This window comes from Kitasatospora sp. NPDC059146 (assembly GCF_042786665.1).
Lineage (GTDB): Bacteria > Actinomycetota > Actinomycetes > Streptomycetales > Streptomycetaceae > Kitasatospora.
This window is the reverse complement of the sequence record NZ_JBHZCY010000162.1, coordinates 6,259-19,666: the sequence shown is the minus strand read 5'-3', so window position 1 is coordinate 19,666 and position 13,408 is coordinate 6,259. Positions and strand designations below refer to the sequence as shown.

Here is a 13,408-nt window from a genome sequence, read left to right as displayed (position 1 = left end):
GGTCGCCAATGCGCTGCATTGGGCTCCCTCCTCCGCCTTGCGATGCACGCACCCCAACGCCGCCCCGCCCGCCCTCCGGGCGAACGACGGGAGTTCGGCGGCAGGCCGTATAGCGTGACCGCCATGCTGACGATCGCGCACCTCAGTGACATCCACCTCGGCCAGGTCCACCGTCGGGACGGCGGCAAGCGCGCCCGGCGGCGGGCCGAGCAGGTGATGGCGTACCTCGACGCCCTGCCCGGCCCGCTGGACGCGGTGCTGGTCACCGGCGACCTCGCCGACCACGGCTCGCCCGAGGAGTACCGCCAGGTCGCCGAGGTGCTGGCGTCCCGGCACCCGGTGCTCACCTGCCCCGGCAACCACGACGTCCGGGAGCCGTACCGGGAGGTGCTGCTCGGCGAGGCGCCGTCGACGGACCCGGTCAACCGGCTGCACCGGCTGCCCGGCGTCGACGTGCTGATGCTCGACTCCTCGATACCCGGGCAGCACGACGGCCTGCTGGCGGACGCCACCCTCGACTGGCTGGACGACCGACTCGCCTCCGGAGAGCAGGAGTCGCCGGCCCTGGTGGCCTTCCACCACCCGCCGGTCGAGCTGCACATCCCGAGCGTGGACCGGATCCGCCAGTACGGCGAGGTCCGGCTCGCACGGGTGCTCCGCCGCCACCCCCGGGTGGCCGCCCTGCTCTGCGGCCACTCCCACACCCCCGCCGCGACCACCTTCGCGGGCCTTCCGGTGCTGGTCGCGCCCGGCGTGGTGTCCACCACCACCCTGCCCTGCGAGGGCGGCCGCGGCATTACCTTCGACCACCCGCCGATGCTCGCCTTCCACGTCCTGGACGGGGACTCCCGGCTCACCACCCACTACCGGATCGTCATCTGACGGTCCGTCGGCCACCGCCCGGCCACGTGGTCGGCGCCTGCGCCTGCGGATGCTGCGGCGACTGCGGAGGTTGCTGCGACCGGTAGGGCTGCTGCGGCGCGCTGCCCGGCCGGGGGAACGGGCGGGGCGCCAGCGGTTCGGGGGCGGCCCGGCTGCCCGCCATCGGGTGCGCGGAGTTCGGCCCGCGCATCCGCTGGGCGGCCACCTGGCGGGAGATCAGGATCTCCAGCAGGCACCACATCGTGCCGAACACCCCCAGCCCCATCGCCATCAGTGCGGGTGTCATCAGCCAACTGCCCGCGTACGAGGCCAGGGTCGCGACGACCACGCCCACCAGCGTGAAGGAGAGGCAGAGCACCGCCCGGACTGCGGCGGAGCGCACTTCGTCGGGCAGGCGGCGGCGACGGCGTGGCGCGGACATCGGGCGACCCCCAGGCGCGGATCCGGTGTTGGAACGGGGAACGGGCGCACACGAATTGCGCCCCCTTCACCTCACTCTGCCCCCGCCGAACCCGGACCATGCGTCCGAATCCACCGAACTGCCGTCAAACCGTGCCATCCGGGCAGGCGGCGGCGGGAGCTCACCCCAACTGCTGGTCGAGCTCCTCCAGGGCGCCGGTGACGATCGTCCGCATCGCCCGTTCGGCGTGCGCGGCGTCGCCGCCGCAGATCGCGTCGGCGACCTCCCGGTGCAGCCTGATCGCGTACGGCTCGGGCTGATGGGGCATCAGATGGTACTCGGTCCGGCCGGTGAGCACCGCCCCGACGGTGTCGCCGAGGTGGGCGAACATCTCGTTCCCGGAGGCGCGCAGCACGAGGGCGTGGAAGGCGATGTCGTACCCGAGGAAGGTGGTGAGGTCGGCCTCCCGGGCGGCGACCGTCAACTCCACGGCCAGCGAGCTGAGTTCGCGCCGGTCGTCGTCGCTGGCGTGGCTCGCGGCGAGCGCGGCCGCGGCCGGTTCGACGGCCACCCGCAGGGAGCCGAGCGAGCGCAGTTGGGCGGGCCGGTCGGCGCCGGCCAGTCGCCAGCGGATCACCATGGGGTCGAAGACGTCCCAGACCGACTTCGGCTGGACGGTGATCCCGACCCGTCGGCGGGACGCCACCAGGCGCATCCCCTCCAGGACGCGCACCGCCTCCCGGACGACCGTCCGGGACACCCCGAACCGTTCCTCCAGGTCCTCCGCGCGCAGCACCGCGCCCTCGGGGAGCTCCCCGGACGCGATCGCCGGCCCGAGCTCGTCAAGCACCCGGCCGGGCAGCCCCTGGATCTCCATCCGCCCAGGGTAGACGGCCGCCCCCGCGCGGCGCGCACCGCCCTGCGACCTACCCCACACTCTAAAAGTATGACGATTTGGTTTCCGGTACTTGAATACGTCATATCTTTGAGGCGATAGTGGCGGCCTGCAACGAAGGAGCACCACCGATGGCTCTCAACGTCGAGAACCGCGCCCTCCCGGGCACCCCCCTCACCGTCGTGGTGATGGGCGTCTCCGGTGTCGGCAAGACCACCCTGGCCCGCCTCCTGGCCGACCGCCTCGATCTCCCCTTCGCCGAGGCGGACGAGTTCCACCCGCTGGCCAACATCGCCAAGATGTCCGCCGGCACGCCGCTGGACGACCGGGACCGGGAACCCTGGCTGCGCGCCATCGGCGCCTGGCTCGGGGAGCGCACCGAGTCCGGCACCGGCGGCGTGGTCACCTGCTCGGCGTTGAAGCACGGCTACCGCGACATCCTGCGCGCGGCCGCCCCGGGCGCCTTCTTCCTGCACCTCAGCGGCGGTCACGAGCTGGTCGAGGACCGGCTCTCCCACCGCACCGGCCACTTCATGCCGTCGTCGCTGCTCGGATCCCAGTACGCCACCCTGGAGCCCCTGGGTGCGGACGAGCGCGGCGCCGTCCTGGACGTGGGCCCGTCCCCCGAAGAACTCGTCGAGATGGCCGTGGCGCTGCTGCGGCCCGTCAATGGAGACCTCGCGTGAGTATTGCCCCCACCCTCCTGGCGGCCGCCCCACCGGCCCTGCCGCACACCGGCAGCGACTCCCAGCTGCTGATCGCGGTGCTGCTCAGCATCGGCGCGATCGTCCTGCTGATCACCAAGCTGAAACTGCACCCGTTCCTCGCCCTCACGCTCGGCTCCGGCCTGCTGGCCGCCGTCGCGGGCGCCCCCTTCGACAAGCTGCTGAGCAGCTTCTCCACGGGCTTCGGTTCCACCGTGGCCAGCGTCGGTCTGCTGATCGGCCTGGGCGCGATGCTCGGCAAGCTGCTCGCGGACTCGGGCGGCGCCAACATCATCGCGGACACCGTGCTGTCCCGGACCGGCAACAAGGCGCTGCCCTGGGCGATGGCGCTGATCGCCGCCGTGCTCGGCCTGCCGCTGTTCTTCGAGGTCGGCGTCGTCCTGCTGATCCCGATCGTGCTGCTGGTCGCCCGCCGCGGCAACGTGCCGCTGATGCGGGTCGGCATCCCGGCCCTGGCCGGCCTGTCGGTGCTGCACGGCCTGGTGCCCCCGCACCCGGGCCCGCTGGTCGCGGTCGACGCGCTCAAGGCCGACCTCGGCATCACCCTGGCGCTCGGCCTGCTGATCGCCGTCCCGACCCTGATCATCGCCGGCCCGCTGTTCGCCCGGGTCGCCGAGCGCTGGGTGGGCCCGCTGGAGGTCCCGGCCGCCACGGCCCCCGAGGAGACCACCAGGTCCGAGCGCACCCCGTCGTTCGGCGCGGTGATGGCGACCATCCTGCTGCCCGTCGTGCTGATGCTCGGCAAGGCCCTGGCCGACGTGGTGATCGACGACCCGAAGGCGGTCGGCCAGCGGGTCTTCGACTTCATCGGCTCCCCGCTGATCGCCCTGCTCGCCGCGACCCTGCTCGCCATGCTGACCCTCGGCAGGGCGGCCGGCTTCGACCGGGCCCGGATCTCCGACACCGTCGGCAAGTCGCTCGGCCCGATCGCCGGGATCGTGTTCATCGTCGGCGCCGGCGGCGGCTTCAAGCAGACCCTGATCGACGTGGGCGTCGGCAACGCGGTGAGCGAGTGGTCCGGCAAGTGGCACATCTCCGCGCTGCTGCTGGGCTGGCTGATCGCCGTGCTGATCCGCCTGGCCACCGGCTCGGCGACGGTCGCCACCATCACCGCGGCCGGCATCGTGTCGCCGCTCGCCGCGAACATGTCCTCGACCCACGCGGCCCTGCTGGTGCTCGCGATCGGGGCCGGCTCGCTGTTCCTGTCGCACGTCAACGACGCCGGCTTCTGGCTGGTGAAGGAGTACTTCGGGATGAGCGTCGGGCAGACGCTCAAGTCCTGGTCGGTGATGGAGACGGTGATCTCGGTGGTCGCGATCGCCCTGATCATGCCGCTGAGCCTGATCATCTAGCGCGCCCGGCGCACCTTCGCCCGCAGGGGCGGCACCCGTACCGTACGGGTGCCGCCCCTGCGGCGTTCGCGGTCAGTGCCCGAGCAGCCCCGAGAGCACGGCCGTGGTGGCCGCCAGCAGCTCCTCGGCCGCCGCGCCGCCGGCCGCCGTACGGGCCAGCACCCCCTCGCGCGCCGCCAGCACGACCGCCGCCGTCCGCCCGGCCCCGGCTCCGGCCGGCACCAGCTCGGGCAGCACCCGTTCCAGAACGTCGGCCAGCGCCCGCGCCACCGTCCGGTCGTGCGCGGCGAGCTGTTCGGCCAGCTCCGCGGACCGGGCCGCGACCAGCCGGAACTCCAGGAACAGCAGGATCCACCCGCTCTCCGCCGGCTCGACCCGCAGCAGCGCCTCGACCAGCAGCCGGGCCCGCTCCGGCGGCGCGAGCGCCTCGCAGGCGGCGGCGAGCCGCTCCAGCTCGGTGATCCGCCGGGCGGCCTGGTCGTCGAAGAGGGCCAGCAGCAGGTCCTCCTTGCCGGCGAAGTTCGAGTAGAAGGCCCCGCGGGTGTACCCGGCGGCGGCGCAGACGTCCTCGATGCTCGTCCGCGCGAAGCCGACGGAGAGGAACAGCTCGCTCGCCGCGGCGAGCAGTCGGGCCCGGGTGTGGACGCGCCGCCGGGGCGGTCGGGGAGCGGCGGCTTCGGTGGGGGGTGGGTTCACAGCAGCACGATACATGGTGTATTCAGTACGAGTCGTATTCAATACGAGCCGTACTGAACCACGCGCGGCCGAAGGAGCCGGACATGACCCGCCTGCTGATCACCAACGCCCACCTGCTCCACCCCGAGGACGGCACCCGCACCGACCCCGGCTGGCTGGAGGCCGCCGACGGCCGGATCACCGCCACCGGCACCGGCCGCCCGCCGGCCGCCACCGAAGCGGTCCGGGTCCTGGACGCACGGGGCGCCACCGTGCTGCCCGGCCTGATCGACGCCCACGTCCACCTGCTGGTCACCTCGCTCGACCTGCGTGACGTCGCGAACTGGACGCCCGGCTACGCCACCGTCCGCGCCCTGGCCGAGGCCGAACGGATGCTGCGCCGCGGCTTCACCACCGTCCGCGACGTCGGCGGCGCCGACCACGGCATGGCCCGCGCCCTGGCCGAGGGCCTCGTCCCCGGTCCGCGCCTGCTGCACGGCGGCAAGGCGCTCTCCCAGACCGGCGGCCACGGCGACCTGCGCCCGCTCGGCGACGACTCGCTGCCCTGCTGCGAGGCCCGCCCCCACTTCGGCCGGATCGCCGACGGCGTGGACGCGGTGCGCGCCGCCGCCCGGGACGAGTTCCGCAAGGGCGCCCGGCACCTCAAGGTGCTGCTCTCCGGCGGCGTCGCCTCCCCGCACGACGAGATCGCCGCGGTCCAGTACAGCGAGGAGGAGATCCGGGCGGCCGTCGAGGAGGCCGAGAACCACAACCGCTACGTCACCGTGCACGCCTACCACCCGCGCGCGATCGACCGCGCCCTGCGGGCCGGCGTGCGCTGCGTCGAACACGGCAACCTGCTGGACGGCACCACCGTCGCGCTGCTGCTGGAGAAGGACGCCTTCCTGGTCCCCACCCTGGTCGCCTACGAGCGGACCGCGAAGCTCGGCGCCGCCTCCGGCCTGCCGCCGGCCTCACTGGCCAAGCTCGCCGAGGTCCGCGACCGCGGCCTGGAGGCCCTGGAGCTCGCCCACCGCGCGGGCGTCAACCTGGTCTACGGCAGCGACCTGCTCGGCCCGCTGCACCACGCCCAGCTGGAGGAGTTCACCCTGCGCGCCCAGGTCCAGCCGGCCCTCGACGTGCTCCGCTCGGCGACCACCACGGCGGCCCGGCTGCTCGGCCTGGCGGGGGAGATCGGCACCCTCGCCCCGGGCGCGCACGCGGACCTGCTGGTCGTCGACGGCGACCCGCTGGCCGACCTCACCGTGCTGACCCGCCCGGAGCGGCACCTCCGGCACGTGGTCAGGGCGGGCGCCGTGGTGTGAAGACGCGGGCGGGCGCCCGGGGAAACCCCGAACGCCCGCCCGCCGTACCGCAGTTACGCGTCTACTTGTTCCCGCGCTTCGCGAGGCTGTGCCTACTTGTTCCCACGCTTCGCGAGGCTGTGCCTACTTGTTCCCACGCTTCGCGAGGAAGGCCTCGACCTCGTCCCGGATCTCCGGGGTGTCCAGCCCGCGCACCGTCATGGTGGTGCGGCGGCGCAGCACGTCGTCCGTGGTGTACGCCCACTCGTTGTCGGCCGCGTAGGCGACCTGCGCCCAGACGTCCGGGCCGTCGGCGTGGATCGGCCGGCCGAGCTCCGGGTTCTCGTCGATCATGCGGGCGATGTCGAAGGACAGGGTGCCGTAGTGGCTGGCCAGGTGCTTGGCGACCAGCGGCTCCATCCGCGAGCCCGGCTCGCGGTCGATCAGCAGCCGGTGCGCGACGGCGTTCGGCGCGCCGACGCCCGGCAGCGGGACGGTCGGGGCGATCGGGGACATGTCCTCGGCGAGGCCGGTGCCGGGCACGTGGGCCAGCTTCTCCAGCACCGCGCGGCCGATGTGCCGGTAGGTGGTCCACTTGCCGCCGGAGACCGACAGCATGCCGCCGCGGCCCTCGGTGACGACGGTCTCGCGCTTGGCGGCGGCGGTGTCACCCGGGCCGCCGGGCAGCACGCGCAGGCCGGCGAAGGAGTAGGTGATCAGGTCGCGGTCGAGGTGCTCGTCGCGGATCGCGTGCGCGGCCTCGCCCATGATCTGGTCGATGTCCGCCTCGGTGGCCCGGACGTCCTTCGGGTCGCCGGTGTACTCCTCGTCGGTGGTGCCGAGGAGGACGTGGTCCTCCCACGGGATGGCGAAGGAGACGCGGTACTTGTCGATCGGGATGGTCAGCGCGGCGCGCCACGGCGAGCGGCGCTTGACGACGACGTGGGCGCCCTTGGAGAGGCGGATCGACGGCGCGGCGCCGGCGTCCTCCATCGTGCGCAGGTGGTCGACCCACGGGCCGGTGGCGTTGAGCACCAGGCGGGCGTTCACGCCGAACTCGCTGCCGTCCAGGCGGTCGCGCAGCTCGGCGCCGGTGACCCGGCCGCCGGTGAAGCGCAGACCGGTGACCTCGGCGTGGTTGAGGACCACGGCGCCGGCGTCGACGGCGGCGCGCACGGTCATCACCGCGACGCGCGAGTCGTTCATCTGGTGGTCGCCGTAGACGGCCACCGAGCGCAGGCCCTCGGTGCGCAGCGCGGGCACCTGCTGGGCGGCGTGCGCGGCGGTGGAGACCCGGCCCATGCCGTCGCGGAAGGCGGACAGCGCCGAGTAGAGGAACACGCCGGCGCCGAGCTTGGCCGCGCCGTGCGGGCCGCCCTTGTAGACCGGCACGAAGAAGGTCAGCGGGTTGACCAGGTGCGGGGCCACGTCGGTGGAGAGCGCGCGGCGCTCCTTGTGGTTCTCGGCGACGAGCTTGACCGCGCCGGTCTGCAGGTAGCGCAGACCGCCGTGGACGAGCTTGGAGGAGGCGCTGGAGGTGGCGCCGGCGAAGTCGCCGGCGTCGACCATGGCGACCTTCAGGCCGGCCTGGGACGCGGTCCAGGCGACGGCCGTGCCGAGGATGCCGCCCCCGATCACCAGCAGGTCGTAGGTGGCCTTGCCGAGCAGCTCACGGGTCTCGGCGCGGGAAGCGGTGCGGCCGGCGGTGCGCTCGGCGCCCAGGGTCGGGATGGTTGCCATGGTGGTTGTGTACGGCGCGCTGTTCCGGCTGCGCCGTTACTCCTCTCGGGTGCGGTGCGGCCCCTGCTGGAGAGGCCGGTCGGCCCGGTGCGGCGGGCCGGTGGAACACGGTTGCGCCCGGTGCCGGAACAGCGGGCGGCCGGCCGGGGCACGGGGCCCCGACCGGCGGGTCGGTCAGTTGGTCTCTTCCTCCTCCACCCAGCCCATGGTGCGCTCCACGGCCTTGAGCCACTTCTTGTACTCGCGCTCCCGGGTGTCCTCGTCCATGCGCGGGGTCCACTCGGCGGCGCGGTGCCAGTTGGCCCGCAGGGTGTCGAGGTCGTTCCAGAAGCCGACGGCGAGACCGGCCGCGTAGGCGGCGCCGAGGGCGGTGGTCTCGGCCACGTAGGGGCGCTCGACCGGGGCGTCCAGGACGTCGGCGATGTTCTGCATGAGCAGGTTGTTGCTGGTCATGCCGCCGTCGACCTTGAGGGCGGTGAGCTCGACCCCGGAGTCCTTCTGCATGGCGTCGACGACCTCGCGGGTCTGCCAGGCGGTGGCCTCCAGGACGGCCCGGGCCAGGTGGCCCTTGGTGACGTACCGGGTCAGACCGGCGATCACACCGCGGGCGTCGGAGCGCCAGTACGGGGCGAACAGGCCGGAGAAGGCCGGGACGAAGTAGGCGCCGCCGTTGTCCTCGACGGTGTTGGCGAGGGTCTCGATCTCGGCGGCGGTGGAGATGATGCCGAGCTGGTCGCGCAGCCACTGGACGAGCGAGCCGGTGACGGCGATCGAGCCCTCCAGCGCGTAGACCGGGGCCTGGTCGCCGATCCGGTAGCCGACCGTGGTCAGCAGGCCGTGGTACGAGTTGACGATCTTCTCGCCGGTGTTCAGCAGGAGGAAGGTGCCGGTGCCGTAGGTCGACTTGGCCTCGCCCTCGTTGAAGCAGGTCTGGCCGAACAGGGCGGCCTGCTGGTCGCCGAGCGCGGCGGCGACCGGGACGCCGGCCAGGTCGCCGACGGCCTCGCCGTAGACCTCGGCGGAGGAGCGGATCTCCGGGAGGACGGTCAGCGGCACGCCCATCGAGTCGGCGATCTTCTCGTCCCACGCCAGGGTGTTCAGGTTCATCAGCATGGTGCGGCTGGCGTTGGTCACGTCGGTGACGTGCTTGCCGCCGTTCACACCGCCGGTGAGGTTCCAGATCACCCAGGTGTCCATGGTGCCGAACAGGATGTCGCCGGCCTCGGCGCGCTCGCGCAGGCCCTCGACGTTGTCCAGCAGCCAGCGGATCTTCGGGCCGGCGAAGTAGCTGGCCAGCGGGAGGCCGGTCTCGCGGCGGAAGCGGTCCTGGCCGACGTTGCGGCCCAGCTCGCGGCAGAGCGCCTCGGTGCGGGTGTCCTGCCACACCAGCGCGTTGTGCACCGGCTCACCGGTGTTCTTGTCCCACAGGACGGTGGTCTCGCGCTGGTTGGTGATGCCGATCGCGCGGATGTCGTCCTTGGTCAGGCCGGCCTTCTCCAGCGCACCGCGGACGACCGACTGCACCCGGGTCCAGATCTCGGCGGCGTCGTGCTCGACGTAGCCGGGCTGGGGGAAGATCTGCCGGTGCTCCTGCTGGTCGACGGAGACGATCCGGCCGTCGGCGCCGAAGATGATGCAGCGGCTGGAGGTGGTGCCCTGGTCGATCGCGGCGATGTAGTTACCGGTGGAGGTCATGTGGAGGGTCCTCGGCTCAAGTTCGGGGGTTACGGGGTGGGTGGGCCTGACACGGACGTTCGTTACCCGTACGTCCGGTCAGTCCCCGTGCTCGGCGGTTTCCAACCGGGCCTTTAGAACAGGGCGTTGTAGACGCCGCCGGCCGCGAGGCCGCCCAGGATCGGGCCGACGACCGGGATCCAGGCGTACGACCAGTCCGAGCCGCCCTTGTTCGGGATCGGCAGGAAGGTGTGGGCGATGCGCGGGCCGAGGTCGCGGGCCGGGTTGATCGCGTAGCCGGTCGGGCCACCGAGGGAGAGGCCGATGCCCACGACGGTGAGGGCGACGATCAGGGTGCCCATGCCGCTGTCGCCCAGGCCCTTGGTGGTGCCGAGGGTGAGGATCGCCATGCAGAGCACGAAGGTGCCGATGACCTCGGTGATCACGTTCTGGAGCGGGTTCCGGATCTCGGGCCCGGTCGAGAAGATGCCGAGGGTGGGCTCGGTGTTGGCCTGGAACTGGCCGAGGTAGGCGAGCCAGACCATGACGGCGCCGATGATCGCGCCGAGCAGCTGGGAGCCGATGTAGAGCGGCACCTGGCTCCACTCGCCGGTCTTGACGGCGATGGCGATGGTGACGGCCGGGTTGAGGTGGGCGCCGGACTTGGCCCCGGTCATGTAGGCGGCGATGAGGACCGCGAAGCCCCAGCCGAAGGTGATCGCCAGCCAGCCGGCGTTGAAGGCCTTCGACTTCTTGAGGGTCACGGCGGCGCAGACGCCGCCGCCGAGGAGTATCAGGGCGGCGGTGCCGAGGGTTTCGCCGACGAAGACGTCGCCGTTGGAGATGGCGGACACAAAGACTCCCTTGTCATGGCCCGAAGTGCGGGTGGGGGCAGGTGGCCGGTGGATCCCTGTGCGGGTGAGCGCGCCGTGGGAGTGATCTTCCCGGCCATCGTTCGACAATGTCGACCGTCATGCGGAAGCTTCCTCCCCAGGTCGGCCCCGCGTCAAGGCGGGGTTACGCAGCTGTGACCCTTCCCTCGGAAGGTTCCCCGAAGTTACCCAGCGGAGCGGCCCGAATCGGGGCAAAACGCCAAGGCGCGGACAGGCTCACCGCCCGTCCGCGCCTCAGCGTGACGAATCGACCGCGTTGCTCAGAACCGCCCGGCGCCCAGGTCGCGGGAGATCGCCCGCGCCGCGCTGCGCACCGAGGCCACCAGCGAGGGCTTCACGAAGCCGTCCTCGCAGACCCGCTCGACCGGCCCGTTGATGCACACCGCGCCCACCGGGTTGCGCCGCCGGTCCTGGATCAGCGCCGCGATCGAGGCCACGCCGTCCCAGGTCTCCTCGATCGAGTCCGCCCAGCCGCGCTCGCGGATCAGCGCGCACTCGGCGTCCAGGTCGCTCGCCTCGGTCAGCGTCCGCACGGTGTACGACTCGTACGGACCGTCGCCCAACTCCCCGCGCGCGACCGGGTCGTAGGCCACCAGGACCTTGCCGATCGCGGTGCTGTGCAGCGGCTGCATCGAGCCGACCTCCAGCACCTGCCGGGTGTCGTCGGGCCGGAACACGTGGTGCACGATCAGCACGCCCTGCTGGTGCAGCACCCCCAGGTAGACGGTCTCCCCGGCCGCCCGGGCCAGGTCGTCCGCCCAGACCAGCGCCCGCGCCCGCAGCTCGTGCACGTCCAGGTAGCTCTGTCCCAGCCGCAGCAGCTCGGCGCCCAGCTGGTACTTGCCGCTCTCCGGGTCCTGCTCGACGAACCCCTCCTGCTGCAGCGTGCGCAGGATGCCGTGCGCGGTGCCCTTGGCGAGGTCCAGTGCCGTCGCGACCTCGGACAGCCCCAGGCGGCGCTCGCCGCCGGCCAGCAGGCGCATGATCGCGGCGGCCCGGGAGAGCGACTGGATCGGGCCGGGCATGGATACCTCCGGACGACAGGCGGTCGACATTGTCGACCGCAGTGGTGACGGGACGAGTCTGCCAGGCCGCCGTCCGTCCGTGCACCTTCCCCCTCGGTAACCCGCGCTCGACCCGGTGTTAACCTTCCGCGCCCGCTACCCTTCCACCCCGCTGAGCAGCCCGCGCCGCACCGACACCTCGGCCGCCAGCGCGGCGATCCCGTCGGTGCCGACCCGGCAGCAGCCGCCGACCAGCCGCGCGCCGTCCGCCAGCCAGCCGCCCACCCGCGCCGAGCGGAAGGTCGGCTCCCCGCGCCAGTCCCGGCGGTCCGGGTCCCAGTGCTCCCCGCTGTTCGGGTAGACCACCACCGGCTTCCCGGTCACCTCCGCGGCCACCGCCACCGCCAGGTCCGCGTCCCGCGGAGTGCAGCAGTTCACACCCACCGCCAGCACCTCGTCCACCTCCGCGGCCAGCGCGAACGCCTCCTCCAAGGGCTGCCCGGCCCTGGTCCGGCCGTCCGCCACGCTGTACGACAGCCAGGCCGGCACCCCCAGCCCGCGCACCAGCTCCAGCAGCGCCCGCGCCTCGTCCGCGTCCGGCACCGTCTCCAGCGCCAGCACGTCCGGCCGGGCCGCCGCCAGCACCTCCAGCCGGGGCCGGTGGAACGCCACCAGCTCCGCGTGGTCCAGCCCGTACCGGCCCCGGTACTCCGAACCGTCCGCCAGCACCGCCCCGTACGGGCCGACCGAGGCCGCCACCCAGCGCCGCCGGCCGCCCGGCTCGGCCCGCGCCGCCTCCCGGGCCAGCTCCACACTGCTCGCCAGCAACCGGGCCGCCGCCGCGTGCCCCACCCCGCGCCGGGCGAAGCCCGCGAAGCTCGCCTGGTAGCTCGCCGTGATCGCGACGTCGGCCCCCGCCGCGAAGTACGCCCGGTGCGCCGCCACCACGGCGTCCGGGTCGTCCGCGAGCAGCCGCGCCGACCACAGCGCGTCCGACAGGTCGTGCCCCGCGGAGGCCAACTGGTTGGACATCCCGCCGTCCAGGACCAGCGGGCCGGCCGCCAGTGCCGTGGCGAAGTCCGGCGGGGGAGCAGTGGGCATCTCGGTCTCCTCGGGCGCGGTCGTTCCTGGTCACAGCCTAGAAGCCGGAGCCCCCCGCCGACCGGGAAAACCGTTTGCCGCCGGGGAACGGAGTCGTTACGTTGTGCTCATCCCGAGAACGACAGCACCCGGTGCCCCAGGGGCGCGGAGAGGAGCCGGCGATGGCAGCGGACGACGCGTCCCCCCAGCCCGCCGCCGGGCCCACGGCCGAGCAGGAGTGGCTCGCCGCGTACGACCCGCGCGCCTACGCCCCGATCGCCGTCACCGTCGACGTGGTGGCCCTGACGCTGCGCGGCGGCCGGCTGCACGTGCTGCTGGTCGAGCGCGGCGCCCCGCCCTACCAAGGCTGCTGGGCGCTGCCCGGGGGCTTCCTGCGGGCGGGGGAGGAGGGCCTCGACGAGGCCGCCGCCCGCGAACTCGCCGAGGAGACGGGCCTCCAGGGCGTCTCCGAGGCCGAGGCCGCGCTCTGCCGCCTGCACCTCGAACAACTCGGCACCTACGGCGCCCCCGAGCGGGACCCGCGGATGCACGTCGTCTCCGTCGCCTACCTGGCCTTCGCCCCGGACCTGCCCGACCCGCAGGCCGGCACGGACGCCGCGGCCGCCGCCTGGCACCCGGTGGCCGATCTCGACCCGGCCCCGCGGCCCCCGGACCGCGCCCCAGCCGCCGGTGTGCCCGCCGCCGAGCCCGGGGGGCGCCGCCCCGCCCCCCCCGCCCCCCCGCCCCGCCCACCGCCGCCGGGCCGCGACGGCGTCCACCCCCC

13 protein-coding genes are annotated in these 13,408 nt (G+C 73.4%); 5 read left to right on the top strand and 8 right to left on the bottom strand.

Translation table 11 applies throughout. The features are described from left to right. Window positions 1-123: 123 nt before the first annotated feature. Window positions 124-882, top strand: a complete 759-nt coding sequence (locus ACFXPX_RS39435; RefSeq protein ID WP_380530856.1) for a metallophosphoesterase — start codon at window positions 124-126, stop codon at window positions 880-882. Here the strand turns inward: ACFXPX_RS39435 and ACFXPX_RS39430 are convergent. Both ACFXPX_RS39430 and ACFXPX_RS39425 read right to left on the bottom strand, forming a co-directional pair. Further along, complete coding sequence (locus ACFXPX_RS39430; protein WP_375892317.1) at window positions 875-1,303, bottom strand: hypothetical protein; 429 nt, start codon at window positions 1,301-1,303, stop codon at window positions 875-877. The genes ACFXPX_RS39435 and ACFXPX_RS39430 overlap by 8 nt on opposite strands. Window positions 1,304-1,463: 160 nt before the next feature. Next, on the bottom strand, window positions 1,464-2,159 hold the full coding sequence (locus ACFXPX_RS39425) for a FadR/GntR family transcriptional regulator (RefSeq protein ID WP_375892315.1): 696 nt from the start codon (window positions 2,157-2,159) through the stop codon (window positions 1,464-1,466). Window positions 2,160-2,308: 149 nt separating this feature from the next. Between ACFXPX_RS39425 and ACFXPX_RS39420 the strand changes: the two genes are divergently transcribed. Both ACFXPX_RS39420 and ACFXPX_RS39415 read left to right on the top strand, forming a co-directional pair. Next, window positions 2,309-2,863, top strand: coding sequence for a gluconokinase (locus ACFXPX_RS39420; RefSeq protein ID WP_380644763.1), 555 nt, complete (start codon window positions 2,309-2,311; stop codon window positions 2,861-2,863). Window positions 2,864-2,865: 2 nt separating this feature from the next. Then, on the top strand, window positions 2,866-4,254 hold the full coding sequence (locus ACFXPX_RS39415; RefSeq protein ID WP_375892421.1) for a gluconate:H+ symporter: 1,389 nt from the start codon (window positions 2,866-2,868) through the stop codon (window positions 4,252-4,254). Between the two features lie 72 nt (window positions 4,255-4,326). On the opposite strand, the gene ACFXPX_RS39410 is transcribed toward ACFXPX_RS39415, so the two are convergent. Further along, the gene (locus ACFXPX_RS39410; RefSeq protein ID WP_375892311.1) at window positions 4,327-4,950 is read right to left on the bottom strand and encodes a TetR/AcrR family transcriptional regulator; all 624 of its coding nucleotides are present in this window, start codon (window positions 4,948-4,950) and stop codon (window positions 4,327-4,329) included. 83 nt (window positions 4,951-5,033) lie between these two features. On the opposite strand from ACFXPX_RS39410, the gene ACFXPX_RS39405 reads away from it, so the two are divergent. Beyond that, a complete protein-coding gene (locus ACFXPX_RS39405; protein ID WP_380530864.1) occupies window positions 5,034-6,254 on the top strand; it encodes an amidohydrolase family protein in 1,221 nt (406 codons plus the stop codon). A 123-nt stretch (window positions 6,255-6,377) separates the two neighbouring features. Here ACFXPX_RS39405 and ACFXPX_RS39400 read toward each other — a convergent pair whose 3' ends face one another. The 5 genes from ACFXPX_RS39400 to mmuM form a co-directional block, all read right to left on the bottom strand. Next, on the bottom strand, window positions 6,378-7,973 hold the full coding sequence (locus ACFXPX_RS39400; RefSeq protein WP_375892308.1) for an FAD-dependent oxidoreductase: 1,596 nt from the start codon (window positions 7,971-7,973) through the stop codon (window positions 6,378-6,380). A 174-nt stretch (window positions 7,974-8,147) separates the two neighbouring features. Continuing rightward, window positions 8,148-9,668 carry a glycerol kinase GlpK gene (gene glpK / locus ACFXPX_RS39395; protein WP_375892307.1) on the bottom strand — a complete coding sequence of 507 codons (1,521 nt, stop codon included), beginning with the start codon at window positions 9,666-9,668 and terminating at the stop codon, window positions 8,148-8,150. A 113-nt stretch (window positions 9,669-9,781) separates the two neighbouring features. Beyond that, window positions 9,782-10,492 carry an MIP/aquaporin family protein gene (locus tag ACFXPX_RS39390; protein WP_380403528.1) on the bottom strand — a complete coding sequence of 237 codons (711 nt, stop codon included), beginning with the start codon at window positions 10,490-10,492 and terminating at the stop codon, window positions 9,782-9,784. Between the two features lie 308 nt (window positions 10,493-10,800). Further along, a complete protein-coding gene (locus tag ACFXPX_RS39385; RefSeq protein ID WP_375892305.1) occupies window positions 10,801-11,565 on the bottom strand; it encodes an IclR family transcriptional regulator in 765 nt (254 codons plus the stop codon). Between the two features lie 135 nt (window positions 11,566-11,700). Next, window positions 11,701-12,645, bottom strand: a complete 945-nt coding sequence (gene mmuM / locus ACFXPX_RS39380; RefSeq protein WP_375892303.1) for a homocysteine S-methyltransferase — start codon at window positions 12,643-12,645, stop codon at window positions 11,701-11,703. A gap of 161 nt (window positions 12,646-12,806) precedes the next feature. Between mmuM and ACFXPX_RS39375 the strand changes: the two genes are divergently transcribed. Then, window positions 12,807-13,408: NUDIX domain-containing protein (locus ACFXPX_RS39375; protein ID WP_380644762.1), on the top strand; the 602-nt coding region annotated here is incomplete at its 3' end.